17 protein-coding genes are annotated in these 17,869 nt (G+C 63.9%); 8 read left to right on the top strand and 9 right to left on the bottom strand.

Features of this window, described 5'->3' with window-relative positions:
• Positions 1-23: 23 nt before the first annotated feature.
• The 6 genes from ACAX43_RS25085 to ACAX43_RS25060 all read left to right on the top strand — a co-directional run bounded on the left by ACAX43_RS25085 (position 24) and on the right by ACAX43_RS25060 (position 9,562).
• On the top strand, positions 24-2,522 hold the full coding sequence (locus tag ACAX43_RS25085; RefSeq protein ID WP_370711092.1) for an acyl-CoA dehydrogenase: 2,499 nt from the start codon (positions 24-26) through the stop codon (positions 2,520-2,522).
• 148 nt (positions 2,523-2,670) lie between these two features.
• The gene (locus ACAX43_RS25080; RefSeq protein WP_370711091.1) at positions 2,671-4,083 is read left to right on the top strand and encodes a 3-oxoacyl-ACP reductase; all 1,413 of its coding nucleotides are present in this window, start codon (positions 2,671-2,673) and stop codon (positions 4,081-4,083) included.
• A 2-nt stretch (positions 4,084-4,085) separates the two neighbouring features.
• Complete coding sequence (locus tag ACAX43_RS25075; RefSeq protein WP_370711090.1) at positions 4,086-5,021, top strand: MaoC family dehydratase; 936 nt, start codon at positions 4,086-4,088, stop codon at positions 5,019-5,021.
• A gap of 153 nt (positions 5,022-5,174) precedes the next feature.
• A complete protein-coding gene (locus ACAX43_RS25070; protein WP_370711089.1) occupies positions 5,175-6,476 on the top strand; it encodes an acetyl-CoA C-acetyltransferase in 1,302 nt (433 codons plus the stop codon).
• A 150-nt stretch (positions 6,477-6,626) separates the two neighbouring features.
• Complete coding sequence (locus ACAX43_RS25065; protein WP_370711088.1) at positions 6,627-8,456, top strand: AMP-binding protein; 1,830 nt, start codon at positions 6,627-6,629, stop codon at positions 8,454-8,456.
• Between the two features lie 50 nt (positions 8,457-8,506).
• Positions 8,507-9,562 carry a DUF1571 domain-containing protein gene (locus tag ACAX43_RS25060; RefSeq protein ID WP_370711087.1) on the top strand — a complete coding sequence of 352 codons (1,056 nt, stop codon included), beginning with the start codon at positions 8,507-8,509 and terminating at the stop codon, positions 9,560-9,562.
• Here the strand turns inward: ACAX43_RS25060 and ACAX43_RS25055 are convergent.
• The 6 genes from ACAX43_RS25055 to ACAX43_RS25030 form a co-directional block, all read right to left on the bottom strand.
• Positions 9,559-9,975 carry a hypothetical protein gene (locus ACAX43_RS25055; RefSeq protein WP_370711086.1) on the bottom strand — a complete coding sequence of 139 codons (417 nt, stop codon included), beginning with the start codon at positions 9,973-9,975 and terminating at the stop codon, positions 9,559-9,561. The two genes, ACAX43_RS25060 and ACAX43_RS25055, sit on opposite strands and share 4 nt — an antisense overlap.
• A gap of 43 nt (positions 9,976-10,018) precedes the next feature.
• Entirely contained in the window at positions 10,019-11,596 is a 1,578-nt protein-coding gene (locus tag ACAX43_RS25050; RefSeq protein ID WP_370711085.1) for an FAD-binding oxidoreductase, read from the bottom strand.
• A 39-nt stretch (positions 11,597-11,635) separates the two neighbouring features.
• Positions 11,636-12,124, bottom strand: coding sequence for a hypothetical protein (locus ACAX43_RS25045; RefSeq protein WP_370711084.1), 489 nt, complete (start codon positions 12,122-12,124; stop codon positions 11,636-11,638).
• Positions 12,125-12,401: 277 nt separating this feature from the next.
• Positions 12,402-13,256 carry an anti-sigma factor gene (locus ACAX43_RS25040; protein ID WP_370711083.1) on the bottom strand — a complete coding sequence of 285 codons (855 nt, stop codon included), beginning with the start codon at positions 13,254-13,256 and terminating at the stop codon, positions 12,402-12,404.
• On the bottom strand, positions 13,256-13,798 hold the full coding sequence (locus tag ACAX43_RS25035; RefSeq protein WP_370711082.1) for an RNA polymerase sigma factor: 543 nt from the start codon (positions 13,796-13,798) through the stop codon (positions 13,256-13,258). The genes ACAX43_RS25040 and ACAX43_RS25035 overlap by 1 nt, the downstream gene beginning before the upstream one ends.
• A 14-nt stretch (positions 13,799-13,812) precedes the next feature.
• Positions 13,813-13,959 carry a hypothetical protein gene (locus ACAX43_RS25030; protein ID WP_370711081.1) on the bottom strand — a complete coding sequence of 49 codons (147 nt, stop codon included), beginning with the start codon at positions 13,957-13,959 and terminating at the stop codon, positions 13,813-13,815.
• A 351-nt stretch (positions 13,960-14,310) separates the two neighbouring features.
• On the opposite strand from ACAX43_RS25030, the gene hfq reads away from it, so the two are divergent.
• A complete protein-coding gene (hfq, locus tag ACAX43_RS25025) occupies positions 14,311-14,799 on the top strand; it encodes an RNA chaperone Hfq (RefSeq protein ID WP_370711080.1) in 489 nt (162 codons plus the stop codon).
• 20 nt (positions 14,800-14,819) lie between these two features.
• Here the strand turns inward: hfq and ACAX43_RS25020 are convergent, their stop codons facing one another.
• Positions 14,820-15,047: a hypothetical protein gene (locus ACAX43_RS25020; protein WP_370711079.1), complete on the bottom strand. Its 228-nt coding sequence runs from the start codon at positions 15,045-15,047 to the stop codon at positions 14,820-14,822.
• 313 nt (positions 15,048-15,360) lie between these two features.
• Between ACAX43_RS25020 and ACAX43_RS25015 the strand changes: the two genes are divergently transcribed.
• Entirely contained in the window at positions 15,361-15,549 is a 189-nt protein-coding gene (locus tag ACAX43_RS25015) for a hypothetical protein (protein ID WP_370711078.1), read from the top strand.
• Positions 15,550-15,721: 172 nt separating this feature from the next.
• On the opposite strand, the gene ACAX43_RS25010 is transcribed toward ACAX43_RS25015, so the two are convergent.
• The gene (locus ACAX43_RS25010; protein WP_370711077.1) at positions 15,722-16,438 is read right to left on the bottom strand and encodes a DUF2968 domain-containing protein; all 717 of its coding nucleotides are present in this window, start codon (positions 16,436-16,438) and stop codon (positions 15,722-15,724) included.
• A 47-nt stretch (positions 16,439-16,485) separates the two neighbouring features.
• Complete coding sequence (locus ACAX43_RS25005; protein ID WP_370711076.1) at positions 16,486-17,865, bottom strand: sigma 54-interacting transcriptional regulator; 1,380 nt, start codon at positions 17,863-17,865, stop codon at positions 16,486-16,488.
• Positions 17,866-17,869 lie beyond the last annotated feature (4 nt).

The raw sequence follows: 17,869 nt of genomic DNA, 5'->3' as shown, positions 1-17,869 counted from the left end.
CCATCGAAACAGGAGGAAACGTCATGTCGTGGTTCATCCTGACGCTCGTCATTGCCGCTCTCGCGCTTGTCTACGTTCAGGCGCGCGCCTCCTGGTGGCTTGCCTTCATGATCGTCTGGGTGGCAGCCGCGCATGTCGGCGGCGCAGCGGGCCCGGTGGCGACAACGGTTCTGGCCATCCTGTTCGTGCTGCCCGCTTTGGTGCTGACGCTCACACCGCTGCGCCGCGCGTGGCTCACGAAGCGTGTGCTCGATATCTTCCGCAAGATCCTGCCCGAGATGTCGCCGACCGAGCGCGACGCAATCGAAGCCGGCACCGTCTGGTGGGACGCCGAACTGTTCTCGGGACGCCCGCACTGGGACACGTTGCTCGGCTACGGGCCCGCCACGCTGAGCGCTGAAGAACAGTCGTTTCTCGATGTCGAATGCGAGCATCTGTGCGATCTCGCAAACGATTGGGAAACCACCATGGTGTGGCAGGACCTGTCGCCGAAAACCTGGCAGTACATCAAGGCACGCGGCTTTCTCGGCATGATCATTCCGAAGCAGTACGGCGGCAAGCAATTCTCCGCCTACGCGCATTCGCAGGTCATCATGAAGCTCGCCACGCGCTGCTCGGCCGCCGCCGTCTCGGTGATGGTGCCGAACTCGCTCGGCCCCGCCGAACTGCTGATGCACTACGGCACTGAAGAGCAGAAGAACCACTATCTGCCGCGCCTCGCGCGCGGCGACGAAATCCCCTGCTTCGCGTTGACGAGCCCTTACGCCGGCTCGGATGCGGCGGCGATTCCCGACGTCGGCATCGTCTGCAAGGGCACGTTCGAAGGCCGCGAGATGCTCGGCTTTCGCGTCACCTGGGACAAGCGCTATATCACGCTCGGACCGATCGCCACCGTGCTCGGCCTCGCGTTCCGCGCGCTCGACCCCGACCATTTGCTCGGCTTGAATGAAGAGCCCGGCATCACCTGTGCGCTGATTCCGACCGACCATCCGGGTGTCAACATCGGACGCCGTCACTGGCCGTTGAACGCGGTGTTCCAGAACGGTCCGAACTCGGGCAATGACGTCTTCATTCCGCTCGACTGGGTGATCGGCGGCCGCGCGCAAGTCGGCAACGGCTGGCGCATGCTGATGGAGTGTCTCGCGGCGGGCCGCGCGATTTCGCTGCCGTCGTCGAATGTCGGGATGGCGAAGATCGCCGTGCGCGGCACCGGTGCCTATGCAGCGATTCGCCGCCAGTTCCGCACCCCCGTCGGCAAGTTCGAGGGCGTGCAGGAAGCGCTCGGCCGCATGGGCGGCAATCTCTACGTGATGGATGCCGCGCGCCGCCTGTCCGCGCAGGCGGTGGACCTCGGCGAAAAGCCGTCGGTGATTTCGGCGATCGCGAAGTATCACATCACCGAACGCGCCCGCATGGTCATCAACGACGGCATGGACATCGCCGCCGGCAAGGGCATTTGCATGGGGCCGTCGAACTTTCTCGCGCGCGCCTATCAGCAGGTGCCGATCGCGATCACCGTGGAAGGCGCGAACATTCTGACGCGTTGCCTGATCATCTTCGGCCAGGGTGCGATTCGCTGTCATCCGTATGTGCTGAAGGAAATGGCCGCGACGCGCGAAACGGATCGCGCGAAGGCGCTGCGCGATTTCGATGCAGCCTTCTTCGGCCATGTCAGCTTCACGCTGTCGAACGTGGTGCGCAGTGTCGTTTATGGCGTCACCGGCGGCGCTTTCATCACCAGGCCGCATAAGGCGCACGCACCGCTGCTCTCGTATTACAGCGCGGCTACCCGCCTCTCGACCGCGTTCGCCTTGCTCGCCGACGTCTCGATGTTCGTGCTCGGCGCCGACCTGAAACGGCGCGAACGCATCTCCGGGCGTCTGGGCGACGTGCTGTCCCAGCTCTACCTGATCTCGGCGACGCTCAAGCGCTTCGAAGACGAAGGCCGTCAGGAAGACGATCTGCCGCTGGTGCGTTGGGGTGTCGAAGATTCGCTGTACAAAGCGCAGCACGCGCTCGACGGCGTGCTCGCGAATTACCCTAACCGCCTCGCCGCGGGTCTGGTGCGGGTGCTCGCGTTTCCGTTCGGCCTGCCGTATCGCGAACCCGCCGACCGCCTCGGGACCGAAATCGCCGAGTTGATGCAAACCCCGGGCGCGGCGCGCGAGCGTCTGGTATCCGATTCGTATGTGCCGCACCCTGACGTCGATGCGCTCGGCTATGGCGAACGGGTGTTCCAGTTGAACCCGCGCTTCACGCAGATCGACCAGAAACTACGCGACGCGGTCAAGCAAGGTCTGCTCGAACCGATGCCGCAAAGCCTGCCGCAACTGGCCGCGTGGACCGAAGCGGCGCAGCGGAAAGGCCTGATCGACGCCGACGATCGCCGCGTGCTCGAGGACTATGCGCATTATGGCGAGCAAGTCGTGAGGGTCGACGACTTCCCGCCCGACTTCGACATGCTCGCCAACTTGCAAAAGCGCAAGGAAGCGCTCGAAAAGGCGCTGGAACTCGCGGCCTGAGCGCCTTGGAAAAACATCCGGAGGGGGCACACTCAGTGCCTCAAACTGAGTGCACACTGACACACGTCCGACGTCCCCAATCCCCCAAGGGGGACTTTCTTCGGGGCGGGGATCTCCTTCGAGCGTGGCCAGCGGAGCAACGAACAATATGAACGACGCTTATCTGAACTTCGTCAATTCTCCGTTCGGCGCGCGCCTCGCGCGCTCGTTAGGCTTACCGAAGCCCGAGGTATTGCGCCGCTATCGCGCGGACCAACCCGAGTTCGACGGGCTGGTGGCGATCGGCGCGGGCCGCGAACCGCGTCTGCTCGACGCGCTCGCGAATCTCGTGACCAGCATCGGCGTAACGAGCGTGGCGCATGAAAGTGCCGGGCTCTGGGTGCCGCTCGCGAACCGCCATGGCCTGATGACGGGCCGTTTCGAACCGGCCGATTCCGGCTCGCACGGCAAGCTCGCCGCTCTCCTGTTCGATGCAAGCGGTATCGAAGACAGCAGCCAGCTTGAACCGCTGCACGGTTTCTTCCACGATACGTTGCGCTCGCTCGGCAAGTGCGGCCGCATCGTCGTGCTGGGACGGCCGCCGGAAGCCTGCGCGAGCGCGCGCCAATGGACCGCGCAGCGCGCGCTCGAAGGCCTCACGCGTTCGCTCGGCAAGGAAGCGCGGCGCGGTATTACCGCCAATCTCGTCTACGTCGAGCAAGGCGCCGAGAACGGCATCGAGGCGACGTTGCGATTCTTTCTATCGCCGCGTTCCGCCTATGTATCGGGCCAGGTAGTGCGCATCGGCGTGCGCGCCGGCGCAGACGTCATGCCCGCGTTCGACTGGAATCAGCCGCTCGCAGGTCGGCGCGCGGTGGTCACGGGCGCCGCGCGCGGCATCGGCGCGTCGATCGCGAGCGTGCTCGCCGCGGAGGGCGCACACGTGATCGGCATCGATATCCCATCAGCACGTGACGCACTCGATTCGACCATGCGCCCGTTGAACGGCACCGCCCTCGCCTTCGACATCGCCGCGCCCGAAGCGCCCGCGCAGATCGCCGCGGCGCTCGACGAACTGGGCGTGGATATCGTCGTCCATAACGCCGGCATCACCAAAGACAAAACCATCGCGAAGATGACCGACGCCGCGTGGCAAAGCGTGATCGACATCAACCTGTCCGCGCAGGAGCGGATCGACGATGCGTTGCTCGCGGCCGGCATCTTGCGCGACGGCGGCCGCATCATTGGCGTGTCGTCGATCAGCGGCATTGCGGGCAATCTCGGCCAGACCAATTACGCCACATCAAAAGCAGGCGTGATTGGCCGGGTGCAAAGCATGGCGCCGCATCTGCGCGCGCGCGGCATCACGATCAACGCGGTCGCGCCCGGCTTCATCGAAACGCAGATGACCGCGAAAATTCCGCTGGCCATTCGCGAGGCCGGCCGCCGTATGAATTCGATGAGCCAGGGCGGCCAGCCGGTCGACGTGGCGCAGACCATCGCATGGCTCGCGCATCCGGGATCGGCAGGCGTGAGCGGCCAGATCGTGCGCGTGTGCGGACAAAGCCTGATTGGAGCGTGACCATGGGTGAACCGCGTGATCCGTTCAGGGGCGACCATACAGCGGACGCGGCGCGGCCTGATGCGGTGCGTTCGAAAACCGTCGTCGTCGATCGACTGCCCGCGCCGCCGAAGCTGTATGCACGCGCGCTGTCCGGCATCGTCAAACGTGGGCGCGATACGCACTTGCCGGCGTTGCGCCTCGTGCGCCCCGCGGTTGCCCTCGATCCTGGGCCGATCTGGCGTTACGCGCGGGTGTGCGGCTTCATTCCCGAGCACGGCGTGCCGCTCACGTATCCGCATCTGCTTGCCTTCCCACTGCATCTGCTGATGCTGACCGAGCCGGCGTTTCCATGGCCGGCACTCGGCCTCGTGCATCTGGCGAACCACGTGCGGCTGCGCCGGCCGCTCGCTTACCAGGACGTGTTGCGCGTCGAGGTGGAATTCGGTGCGCTGCTGCGCCATGACAAGGGCCAGGCGTTCGTGCTGCATTCGCGTCTGTACCGGCGCGGCGAAGCGGTCTGGGACGGCGACAGCGTCTATCTGAAGCGCGGCGTGCCGGCGAGCGGCACGCGGCTCGATTCGCTGGAACTCGGGCACGACGCGCTGCAGCGCGTCGCGCGCTGGCAACTCGCGCCGCAGTTGGGCCGCGACTACGCGAGCGCATCCGGCGACTACAACCCGATTCATCTGACCGCGCTATCCGCAAAGGCATTCGGCTTTCCGCGCGCCATCGCGCACGGCATGTGGACGCTGGCGCGCGCCGCCGCCGCGCTGCAGCCGCCCAAGCCGCTCGCCGAGGCTACGCTCTCTGCCGAATTCAAACTGCCGATGCTGCTGCCAGGCGAGGCGTCGTTGTGGAGCGCGTCGCCTTCGCTGATCGAGCGCGACATCGAAGTGCGTGATATTGCCGGAGAAAAACCGCATTTGCGCGGCCGCATGCAGTGGAAACTGCTATGAGGCGCACGCGTGGTTTCGTAACAGCATGGAATTGAAGTTGCCTGGGAATCGTTGTTGAGATAACACGGCCGCCAGCGCAGGAACGAACTTAAAGACGCATTGATCACCCTTCGCACCGTTCAATAACCAGCGAACGACTCAAAGGAGCCGAGCATGTCCAACCCGCTGCCCGCCGTGCGCCGCGTCGCCATCATCGGCGGCAACCGGATTCCGTTTGCCCGCTCGAACACCGCCTACGCGACCGCGTCGAATCAGGACATGCTGACCTTCACGCTGCAAGGCCTGATCGACCGCTACAACCTGCACGGCGAACGGCTCGGCGAAGTGGCGGCCGGCGCCGTCATCAAGCATTCGCGCGATTTCAACCTGACGCGCGAAGCCGTGTTGTCCACCACGCTCGCCAGGGAAACGCCCGCCTACGACATCCAGCAAGCGTGCGGCACCGGGCTGGAAGCGGCGATCCTCGTCGCCAACAAGATCGCCCTTGGGCAGATCGAGGTGGGCATTGCGGGCGGCGTCGATACGACGTCCGATGCACCGATCGGCGTCAACGAAAGAATGCGCAAAATCCTGCTCGAAGCGAATCGCGGCAAGAGTACGGGCCAACGCGTCGGCGCGCTGGCCAAGTTGCGGCCCGGCATGTTTTTCAAGCCGCTATTGCCGCGCAATGTCGAGCCGCGCACCGGGCTGTCGATGGGCGAGCATTGCGAGCTGATGGCCAAGCGCTGGAACATCTCGCGCGAAGCGCAGGACGTGCTCGCTTACGACAGCCACCGCAAGCTCACCGAGGCGTATGCGCGCGGCTTCGTCAACGATCTGATGACGCCGTACCGCGGTCTTGCGCGCGACAACAATCTCCGCTCCGACCTGACGCTCGAGAAACTCTCCGGTCTGAAGCCGGTATTCGATCGCGACGCCGGCACGCTAACCGCGGGCAATTCGACACCGCTGACCGACGGCGCCTCTGCCGTGCTGCTGGCGAGCGAAGAATGGGCGGCCCAGCGCGGGTTGCCGGTGCTGGCGTATCTGAGCGGGTCCGAAACCGCCGCCGTCGACTTTTTCGACAAGAAAGAAGGCCTGTTGATGGCGCCTGCCTACGCCGTTCCGCGGATGCTGGCGCGCGCCGGGCTCACGCTGCAGGATTTCGATTTTTACGAAATTCATGAAGCCTTCGCCGCGCAGGTGTTGTGCACGCTCGCGGCGTGGCAGGATGACGAGTATTGCCGCACGCGGCTCGATTTGCCTGGACCGCTCGGCGCGATCGATCGGGCAAAATTGAATATGAACGGCAGCTCGCTCGCCACCGGCCATCCGTTTGCCGCCACGGGCGGCCGCATCGTCGCGGGGCTGGCGAAGATGCTCGCACAACTCGACAAACCGGCCGGCACCGCGCGCGGGCTGATCTCGATCTGTGCAGCGGGCGGCCAGGGTGTGGTGGCGATTCTGGAACGCTGAGCGTCGCCACTGCCTCAGCGCGTGTTTCAATGAATGCCTTGCTTCGAAGGCTGCTGCAACGACCGCTTTGATTGCCGCTTTGATAACGTCAATGACTGGCTGCAAGACCAGCACACATACAGACGAAGCCACTGCTTCAGGAGACGACCGATGACCCAGCCCACGCAAGCCCCGCTCTCGCCCGCCACTGGATCGGCGCCATCGGCGAACGCGGCGAATCCGGCACCGACTCAGTCTCCGGCTCAGGGTCCGGGTTTGCCACCGAATCCTGCGCCCAACACCGACGGCATCTGGTACGAGTCGTATCCGGCTGATGTGCCGCGCGAAATCGACGTCATGCAATACGAGTCGATCGTGCAGTTCTTCGACGAATGCACCGCGCAGTTCCGCGAGCGGGTCGCGTATGTGAGCGTGGGCGCGAACCTCACATATGGCGAACTCGGCCGCAAAGCGACCGCCTTCGCCGCGTATCTTCAAAGCATCGGCGTGAAGCCCGGCGAGCGCGTCGCGATCATGCTGCCGAATACGTTCCAGTATCCGGTGTCGCTGTTCGGCGTGCTCAAGGCGGGCGGCGTGGTCGTCAACGTGAATCCGCTCTACACGGTGCGCGAACTCGCGCATCAGCTGAAAGACAGCGGCGCGCAAACCATTATCGCGTTCGAGAACTTCGCGAAGACGGTCGAAGACGCGCTGCCCGGCACCAAGGTGCAGAACGTCATCGTGACGGGTCTCGGCGATCTGCTCGCCGACGGTCTGAATCTGAAGGGACGTCTGCTCAATTTCATGCTGCGCCATGTGAAGAAGATGGTGCCGGCGTACAACCTGCCCAACGCGGTGCCACTACGCCAGGCACTTTCGATCGGCTACGCGCGGCCGTTGACGCCCGTGCGCCCGACCCACAACGACATCGCTTTCCTGCAATACACCGGCGGCACCACGGGCGTCGCCAAAGGCGCGATGCTCACGCACAAGAACATCATCGCCAACCTGTTGCAGGCGAAGGCGTGGTCGCAGGGGCAGTTGAGCGGCGAGGTCGAAACGGTGCTCACACCGCTGCCGCTCTATCACATCTACTCGTTGACCGTGAACGCGCTGATCTTCATGGGACTCGGCGGACGCAACATCCTGATCGCGAATCCGCGCGACATGAAGCGCGTGATGATGATCATCCGTCATGAGAAATTCACCGGCATGACCGCGGTGAACACGCTCTATAAAGCGTTCCTCGACAACGAAGCGTTCTGCAAGCGAGACTTCTCGAACCTGAAGCTCGCGATGGCGGGCGGCATGGCCACGCAGAAGTCGGTCGCCGATCGCTTCAAGGCGGTCACCGGCAAGTCGATCATCGAAGGCTATGGGCTCACCGAGTGCTCGCCGATCGTGTCGATGAATCCCGTGGACCTCACGAATCTGCGCGACTTCGAAGGCACGATCGGCCTGCCCGCGCCGTCCACGCACGTGCGCTTCAGGAAAGACGACGACACGTGGGCGAACATCGGCGAAGCGGGCGAACTGTGCGTGAAGGGGCCGCAGGTGATGAAAGGCTATTGGAACCGCCCCGAAGAAACCGCCAAGGTGATCGACGACGATGGCTGGCTCGCCACCGGCGACATCGGCGTGATGGACTCGCGCGGCTTTATCCGGTTGATCGACCGGAAGAAAGACATGATCCTGGTGTCCGGCTTCAACGTCTACCCGAATGAAGTCGAAGACGTGATCGCGGCGCTTCCCGACGTGCGCGAGGTCGCCGCAATCGGCGTGCCCGACGCGGCACAAGGCGAGCGGGTGAAGGTGTTCATCGTGAAGCGCAACCCGTCGCTGACCGCGGAACAGGTGATCGCTCACTGCCGCAAGAACCTCACGGGCTACAAGGTGCCGAAGCTTGTCGAGTTCCGCGATGAGCTGCCGCAGACCAATGTCGGCAAGATTCTGCGCCGCGCGCTGCGCGACGAGGAACTCGCGAAGCAAAAGCCTGCCTGACAGGCTGGGCGCTCGATAACACGTCTTGCGCCACTTTTTCGGAGAGCTTCATGAAGCACAGCATGTCCGCACGCTCGCGCCGCTTGTGCCACCCGTTGTGCCATTTGTGCCATTCGCCGGCCTTCATGCGCCTCGCCCGGTTTTCGTCGGAGACCGCCACGTTTTGCGCGCCGCTGACAGCTTCATTGCGTGCGGCTTCGTCACGGGGACTTCTGATCGGCGCGCTGGTGGCCGCCAGCGCTGCGGTGGCAACGCCGTCGGCGTTCGCGCAGAACGATGACACGCCGCCCGCGCTCGATACCGCCAGCGCCGTCAAGGCGCCGGCCACGCCGTCTTCACAGGTGGGCAAACTCACGCTGGATCAGCAGGTCAAGTGGCTGCGCGCCGCCCAACAAAGCGGCGCGATGGAAAAGCTCGACGACACGCAACTGGTGTCGCTGTTCCAGTCGCTCGATCCGCTTGCGTTGCCGCGCTACATCAAGGAAGGACCGAACCGGTATCCGTCATACGAGTTTACGATGTCACGCTCGGAACGCATTCACGGCCAGTGGCCCGATAAGCCCGATCACATGCTGGTACGCGTCGCGCACGACCCGCTGCGGATCTACGCAAAGTGGCTGGCCGATGGCGCGCATGCCGGCCAGGAAATCATCTACGACGAGTCGAGGCGCACCGACGAAATGTATGGCCACCTCGGCGGCATCATGAATGTGATGCCGGTGTGGACTTCACTGAACGGCGCCCTCGCCCGTGCGCAATCGAATCACCAGGTGCGCGATCTCGGCACCGAGTACATCGCCAACCAGTACCTCGCCGAGGGCAAGAAATACATCGAAGCCGGCTTGCCGCGTTCGACCCAGGTGGCAGTCAAAACCGTCGACGGCGTGCGCGTGGTCGCCTTCACCTTCGAAACGCCGACCGGCCAGCCGCAGTTCTACGCGAAGAAAGAAACGCTCGGGCTGGATCTGCGGCATCCGTATTTCCGCACTGTCGAGTCTTATGCTAACGACGGCAAGATCTTCGAGAAGATCGTGTTCGAAACCATCACGCCAAAGACATTCGACGACTCGACCTTCGATCCGAAGAACAACGCGTACAAGTTCTAGCGGACCAGGCACGGTGTTAACGCGAACGCGACATGGGCGGCCTGCGTGATGGATCCCGCGCCCTGTTCGTGGCTGTGTTCAACCATCTGCCCGACGCGAGTGGCAAGTTCCTTGAGCACGAAGTAATCCGATGCGCGCGTGAGGCCGATCAGCGACGCCGGCGTTTGCGCCGGCACGTGTCCTAGCAGCGGCGCGAGCGTCGAATACCAAAGCGAGCCGATGTCGTCGCCCGTTTCGAAGGTGGGAAGATTCATGTGTGCGAGGTAGTCGGCGAACGCGGGGCCGTACGCCAAGGTGGAGTCGACCACCGCCAGCGTGTTGCGGCGAGCGGCTGCGTGCGCGAGCCACGGCCACGCCCCGCCTGCCACGGTCGAGAACCATGCACCGGTCATCACGAAAGTGCGTCTGTCCATTGCTTCATCACGCCTCACGCCTCACGCCTCACGCCTCACGCCTTCAGGTATAACCTCGCCGGTCGCGCCATGCTGCCGGCCAGATCCCCTGCTTGCCCGGCGCGAGAATGCCGTTCGGGTCGAGCGCGTCCTTGATCGTTTCCGAGAGCCGCAGCAACGCGCCGTCGTTGAAACTGTATTGCGCCGCGGCGAAATCCATATACGCGAGATGCGCGCGATATTCGCCGTAACCCGCCGCGCGTGCATCGCTCATCAGCGAACGCAGTAGCGCGCCCGCCTGCTCGACCTGATTGGCGTCGTCGCGCTCGAAGATCGCCGCGAAGATGTGGTGCAGATGACGCACGCCTGCCGTAAAACCACCGTAGTAATCGAAGCCGTATTCCGCCGCGCGCGTCTTGACCATCGTGTATTGGCGCAACGCGTCGCGCCCGGTCGCCGGACACACTGGCGCGAAGTCCACATGCGCGCCCGCGCCGCCGCGCCAGTCGAGCATGCGAAACGCGCTCATCGCCGGGATGCCCGCAAGGTTGCGATCGCCGCCCGCGGTAGGTTGCGCATCGCCCGCATAACGCGCGGCCGAAAGTCTCGCCTGCGGCACGCGAGCGAAAGCACGCTGCACGATCGCATAGCGCGCGTCGATCAATTCGGGCGTTCCGTACAGCGCGAAATGCAGATTCCAGCGGCCCACGTTCAGCTTGTCGAGCATCGCCGCCACCGCGCGTTCAGGCATCGCGCCTTCGCCTTCGTACCACTGCTGACGCGCCGACAGTCCAGCGGCGCGGCGCAAACCGCCCTCGATCACCGCGTTGTTGCGGATCGTTTCATCGAGCCGCAACGGCCGCAGAATATCCACGATCGCTGCGAGATCCTGCTCATGACGAAACTGGATTTCGCCGAGCAGATAAGCCGGCGGCGCAGGCATCAGCCACACGCCGAGCTTGGTGACGATGCCGTAGTTCGACTGCATGAACATCGCATCGAACGACGGCCCGTAACCCGGCTGATAGAGCTGCCACGCGGTGCCGATTTCGATTCCGCCCATCCCGGTGCGCAACACGTCGCCGTTGGCGAGCACCACTTCCATGCCGCACTGCGTCGCCGCATGATCGCCGTACGCGGTATAGCCGAAGCCGCGCTCGAGCGTATTGCCGACCACGCTGCCCCAACCCGCCGCGGGCGGATCGACCCAGAGCTTGCAGCCTGTGTCGCGCAGATGCGCATACAGATCGAAGTAGCTGACGCCCGGCTCGACCAGCGCATAGGCGAGCGTCTCGTTCACTTCGATGATGCGGTTCATCCGTTGCAGATCGAGCACCACGGAACCGGCCAGCCGCGGCGCGGCCCCGCCATACGCGAAGTTGCGTCCGGTCGAGACCGTCCATAACGGAATGCGGTATTGGTTGGCAATGCGCAACACCGCGCGAATCTCGTCGACCGATGCAGGCAGCAACGCGGCGGACGCGGAAAACGCCTCGCGCTCGCCAGGCGCGAACGGATCGAGATAGGCGGCGAGCCCGGCGGCCGAGGTCACCACCTGCGGCTCGCCGACAATCGCGCGCCAACCGGCAAGGGCGCGGTCGAACCGGGTAGCGGAAACGTTCGGCGGCAAGCTGCGTGTCAAGGCGTCTCCTTTACGGCTGCACGTGAGCGCAGCGGCAAGCTAGCGGTGCATCCCACCACCGCCGTGGCCACCGTGCGACATGCCACCCCACGGGTGCATCGGCGCACCGTGCCAGCCGCCGTGCGTACCCATTCCATGCGATCCGTGCGAATCACGCACATGATCCATATGATGAAAATGATGAAAACGGTCGACGAAAATAAACGACACGCCGGCACCGAATACCACCGGCGGCCCCCAGTACCATGGATCGTAGTAGTAGACCGGCGCCGGTGCCAAGGCCAACGCGGCGGCATCGTCTTCGACGATCTGCCAGCTGCCGTCCGGCTGCAGGCACGCGCGGCCGCTAACCTGCTGCATGACGCCGTCGATTTCCGCCTGGCCCACGACGAAGCGGCACGTCGAAGCGTCAATCGACGGTGCATTCGCATCCGATTGCGCCTCGACCGGCGCCGCGCAGACGGCGCACAGGCACAGACAGGCTACGCCGGAACACCGCCGCCCGCCGAACTGATGAAAAGTAAGCATGATGTTGCTGCCTCGACGCCTCGGCGTAGCGACTCGCAAGGAGCGTGTCGACACCGTGAAGACCCCGTCGGTTTGCCTCGCACGAGACCATGCCGTCGCGGCGTGCATGCAAGCCGCGACGGCATGGTCCTGCAGCGAGTAAACGAAACGCCTTGCGATGCTATTCCGACGGCGCCCGGCGAGCGCGAGGCGTGTCTGTTACCGGGTGTTGCAATGAGATCGTGTGGCCGGCGCCTGGCATGTCCAAGTGCTTGCCGCGCTTACCGCAATTCCCGCACTACTGCCACGCCTCCGGCTTACCGCCGAGCGCGCTGCACACCTCGACAGCAATGGAACGCAGCTTGCCTTCCGCAATCGGCCCGGACAACGCGTAGCCCATACGGTCGCTCACCCAGTAGAAGGTGCGGCGGTTGCCGTCGCGGAACAGGCGGAACGCGGTTTCGTCGCGCGAAATACCGGTGATATACAGCGTGAGACGCGCGCCGCTGCGATTCTCGTACATGAACTGCGCGGCCGGCCCCGCTTCGCCGGGCAACAGGCGCCCACCCACCAGCGAGTAACCGTACTCCTGCAATGACGGCACCGACAGCGGCCGGTTCAGGCGTTTGGACAGCCAGTTGATCAGATGTTCTTCCTCGCTCGCGGCGACTTCCACGGGATGGCGCCGCTCGGGCGTGTACACCGCATACGCGATATCGGCGCGCTCGGCAAAGCTCGGCGGCTGACCGCCCAGACCGTTCCACGCGCCGCCCGTCAGACGCGGTGCGAGCGGCCCCAAAGCAAGCGCGAGACCCGCGCCGGCCGTGAGCCAGCACGCCGCGATGCCGACGCGCTGCCACCACGGCGTCGGCCGGCGCACCACGATGAAAGCCGGCTCATCGGCCACGCTCTGCCCACTCTGCCCACTGCGTCCGCTGTACCCGACATCCTCACGCTGCGGCGCACCGCACAGCGCCTGCAGCGCGGCCTTCTGTGCGCGCCACGCAGCCACTCTCGCGCCGGCCTGCGGCTGCTGCTCCAACTGCGTCTCGATCGCGGCATGCTCCGCAGGCGGCAACTCGCCATCGACAAACGCCGACAGCGCTCGCAAATCGAGCCCGTCGGGCAAGCCGGAATCGTGGTCGTTATTCATCACGGATTTCTCACTACTTTCAGCGGTGGGACTTTACGCGCCAGCCCCACCGCACCCCCTTCAACCGGCCCGTCCGTCAACAGCACGCGCATATGTTCCCGCGCGCGCGACAACCGCGACATCACCGTGCCGATCGGCACGCCAAGCGCCTTGGACGCTTCCTGATAAGACAGTTCCTCCACGCAAACGAGCAACAGCACTTCCCGTTGCTCGACCGGCAGACAATACAGCGCGCGCTGCAGATCGCGCAGCACCAGGCCGTCGACCTCGCCATGCGGCGCTTCGAGATTGCGCCACGGCGCGCTTTCGTCGTCGACCGCGATCTCGCGGCGGCCGCGCAACTGATCGATGTAGAGATGCCGCAGGATCGTCAACAACCACGCACGCAGATTGCTGTTCGGCCGGAACGCCGCCCAGCGCGCGAGCGCACGCTCCGCCGTATCCTGCACGAGGTCGTCGGCCCATGCGCGGTCGCCCGTCAGTGCGCGCGCATAGCGGCGCAACTGCGGGAGCCACGAAATCACTTCCGCTTCGAAATTCACCGGCGTGGCGACGCTCAGTAGCCACCGCCGCTGCCACTGCCGCCGCTGCTGCTGCCCGAAGCGCTGTTGTCGGGTGCAGAGGTGCAGGCGCTCGTCGCAAGGGAGCCTAGCACCAGTGCCAGCAGCACAAAGGCGGCGGAAAGAATGCGGGATGCTTTCATGGTGAGTCTCCTGATGAGCGCCTGGCCGGCGTGTGCGGGCAAGGACCCGATCGGCCACATGCGATATGCAGCGCTGCCATGCTTGACTTAACGTGAGCGGGCTGCGATTTATTCCGCGCGCGGCATCGGCGCGGGTCATCTTTTTCCGCCATCCGCGCCGGCAGTGCTCGACCGTGGCCGAAGAATGCGCGATTCGTCCGCAGATTCGTAACTCAACGTTACAGCCCATACTTATCAGATGCTTATGTGCGCGCAAGCCGTTATAGTGGATCCAGTTCGGCCGCCGACGCGTTCCATCCTCACACAGGGTAGAATCGCGGCGAATAACCGTCTTTCTAACCTGAATTGTCCATGGCTTCCGCAGAATCGCATCCGCAAAACGACTTCATGAACGCTGCGCGCAAAGAACGAAAGCGCGTCGAGATCTACCTTGTCAACGGCATTCGCCTGACAGGATGCATCGAGTCGTTCGATCAGTATCTGGTGATGCTGCGCACGCCTGTCGGCCTGCAAGGCATCTACAAACGCGCGATCTCGACGATCCAGCTCGACACCGGCACGCGTCCGGCGCCGCGAGCCGGGCGCCCTTCGCACGGCGAGCACACTACGCGCGGCCCGCACGGCTCGCGTGAACCGCGCGACCATCGTGAGCCACGTGAACCGCGCGAATCGTACGGCGCGCCGTCGTCGGACCGCCCTGCGTCCGATCGTAGCAGCAGCCCGTCTGACGGGCCAGTGGTCGTAACCCGCCGGCGGCGTCTATTCGGCACGGGCGGCGGCGACGGCGGCAACCATGGCGGCAATGGCGGCAATGGCGGCGCCTCCGGCGGCAACGAATAAACGGCTGCCGCAGCGGCCGGCTACTCCGCGGAATGGCCGAGCCGCTGCAAAATATTTTCCAGCCGCATCACCTGCAATTCCGTTAACTCGAATCCGCATTTGACCGCCAGCACGCGGCGCCGCCAGTACACGGCGTCCAGCATGCGTAGCGCCGGTTGCCGCGTCGCCCAATCCAGATGTTCCAGTTCCGCGTCCACCACGTGTGAGGCGTTAAAGCGTTGCGCGCGCGCAGGGTTTTTTCGGTCCATAGTGTTGGTTGCCTTGTTGTTCGCTGGTTTTGTTTGCTCTCCCCAGGCGCGACATTGCCGGTTCACGGTATCAAGCGTGATTTGCCGATCGGTGTAGTCGGCGGATGTTTTTTGTATTTTTGTTTTCTCGCGACATACGGAAAACGATTTGATGCGGGCTGGTTTTAAATTTTGCTTTTTGCCCGTCGGATTTTTGGCGCCAGGCTTTGAAGGAAATGCTTACGGCACGAAGACCTGGGTTGTTCGGCCCATGTTCGCCGACGCCTGCTTTGCGCTATGCTGAATCGTTGACTCTCTTCCAACGGAGCCTGTCATGACCAAGCATAAGCATCACGCGCCTCATTCTAAGGAAGCCGAACCGCCCACTAAGGCCGCGGATAATCGCCTCGATGAGGCTCTCGAAGAAAGTTTTCCTGCCAGTGATCCGATCGCCGTTGATATGCGTGATCCGCATCACTTGCCAGTGAAGGGGGAGCCTTCGGGGAAGAAGAAGCAGCACTAGATACGTGCTTTGCCGTGGCGCGGCGGCTTGCGGCGGCGATGCTTCGGAAACAGGATGGGTACTGCGCGGGGCAGGGACTTACGTTACGACTACCACGTGTTCTTCCAGTGGGTCGGGCGGCGCTTTCAAAGGCGCTCCGCCCTTCCACCGTCCGGTCTCTCGACCATCGCACTCAGTGCGAAGGCAGGCCGGTTTCCAGTTGACGCTGCAGTTCGCGAACCTGGCGTTGCGTGGCGCGCAGCTGGTCTTGTGCGGCAGCCTTCTGCTGCGCCAGCGCCGTTGCCTGGGCACGGGTCTGCTGCTGCTGGTTCGCGACAATCGTCTGCTGCTGATGGGCGACGTCAAGGTCAGCCTGCAAGCGGTTTGCACGGTCCTGCGACAACGCAATCATGCGTTCCGTGAACGCCTTCTGCGCTTCCAGCTGCGTGCGGCGAATCTCGACGTCCGACAGTTGCTGCGTCTGCCGCACAAAATCCCTGTAAATCATGTCGGCGCGCGCCGCGTCCTGCGTCTTGATGACGCGCCAGAAGTTTTTCTGCTGGAACAACGCAACGTAGTACGTCATCTCTTTGCCGTAAAACAGCAAGCTCGCTCCATAGCTGCCGTTGTACGTCGTGCGCAATTCGCTCAGATCCGATCCGTGGATCATCTGCTGCAATTCCGCCACATTGCCCGCCGCGGACTGCTTCGCTTCGTCCGGTGTCAATGCGTTCGTCTGCGCCTGTTCAGGCTGCAATGTCGCCGGCAAGGCCGTTGCCGCACCCGGCTGGGAAACGACGCCAGCGCTCGTGCCGCTAGCCGGCAGAGCCTGCGCATGCACGCCCCGCACTGCCCCCAACGCGATGAATGCGGCCAGGGCAATCAGTCGTAGTTTCGACTTGTGGTCCATGTAATTCCTGCTTGAACAGTTTTTGTTTTAGTACAACTGTCTCATTATTACTCACTTTCGCGTGTTTCGGGCTCTTCATCAAAAATTTGATACTTACGCATCTTCTCCCACAAAACCTTGCGGCTGATGCCCAGATAGAGCGCCGTATCCTGCCGGCGCCAGCCGTTTGCGTCGAGCGCGGCCAGCACGCGGTTGCGCTCGGCCATGTCCCATTTGCTGCGATCCACCGGCACTTCGGCCGGCACCGGCTGGCTGGTGCGCGCAAGCGCAAGCAGCCGCTGCAGGCGCACTGCATCCCACGCGCCGATCTGCCGCACCGTCACGCCGATCCGCTCGGCCAGGTTGCGCAGTTCGCGCACATTGCCGGGGAAACAAGTGTCGGCCACCGCTTCGGCAAGCCAGTACGGCAGGTCCGGCAAGGCAGCAAGCCGCTCGCTGCCGACAATCTGCGCGATGAACGCCTTGAAGATCGCAATCTTGTCGACCGCGCCGCGCTCTTCCAGTGACGGAATCTTCAACTCGATCACCGCAAGCCGATAGTAGAGGTCGGCGCGAAAGGCGCCCTCCTTCACGAGTTGCGGCAAATGCTTGTTGGTCGCCGCCACCAGCCGGAAATCGAGCTTCACCGGCGTGGCCGCGCCGATTCGCGTGACGGCGCTGTCTTCGAGCACGCGCAGTAGCTTGACCTGCTGGTAAAGCGGCAGATCACCGATTTCGTCGAGAAACAGCGTGCCGCCGTCGGCCTGCTCGAAGTAGCCCTTGTGCGCGACCACCGCGCCCGTGAACGCACCTTTCGAGTGACCGAAGAACAGCGATTCGAACAGACCGTCCGGAATCGCGCCGCAATTCACAGCGACAAAAGGCCCTTGCCCGTAGCGGGTATGCTTTTCGTGCAACAGTTGCGCGATGCGCTCCTTGCCGACGCCGGTCTCGCCATGCACGAGCACGCTCGTGTCGCAGTCGGCGAAGGTGCCGACTTCCTGCAGCAGCGCCTGCATGCACTCCGAATGGGCGATCATTGCGTCCGGCTCGTGCGTCCTCGCGCTATGCGCGCGCATTTGCAGCACCAGCTTCATGACCATTCCGCGCAATTCGGCGCAGGTAAAGTCGAGCGGCAGGATGTGCGAATACTCCGACGGGTACATCGTCGGATCGTGGTCGCGCGGCGCGGCGCCGACCCACACGACCGGAACGCCGTACGCGGCCTGCCAGTCGCGCACGATCAGCGCGCCGCTGTCGATCACGGAGACGCTGATGATCGCCAGCGATGGCCGCAGCGCCGTCCGTTCAGGCGAGATCGCGATATCGTCCGCGCGAAGCACTTCGACCTCGAAGCTCGCCATGCAGCGCGCAACCCGGTCGACGATATCGGCCTTGCCTTCCCAGACGTAGATATCGAGTTCCTCGATTTTGGGGGTGGTTCTCATCTTG

The organism is Paraburkholderia sp. IW21 (assembly GCF_041321145.1).
GTDB lineage: Bacteria > Pseudomonadota > Gammaproteobacteria > Burkholderiales > Burkholderiaceae > Paraburkholderia.
Note: the sequence above shows the minus strand (reverse complement) of the source record. Positions and strands in the feature narration are given on the sequence as shown.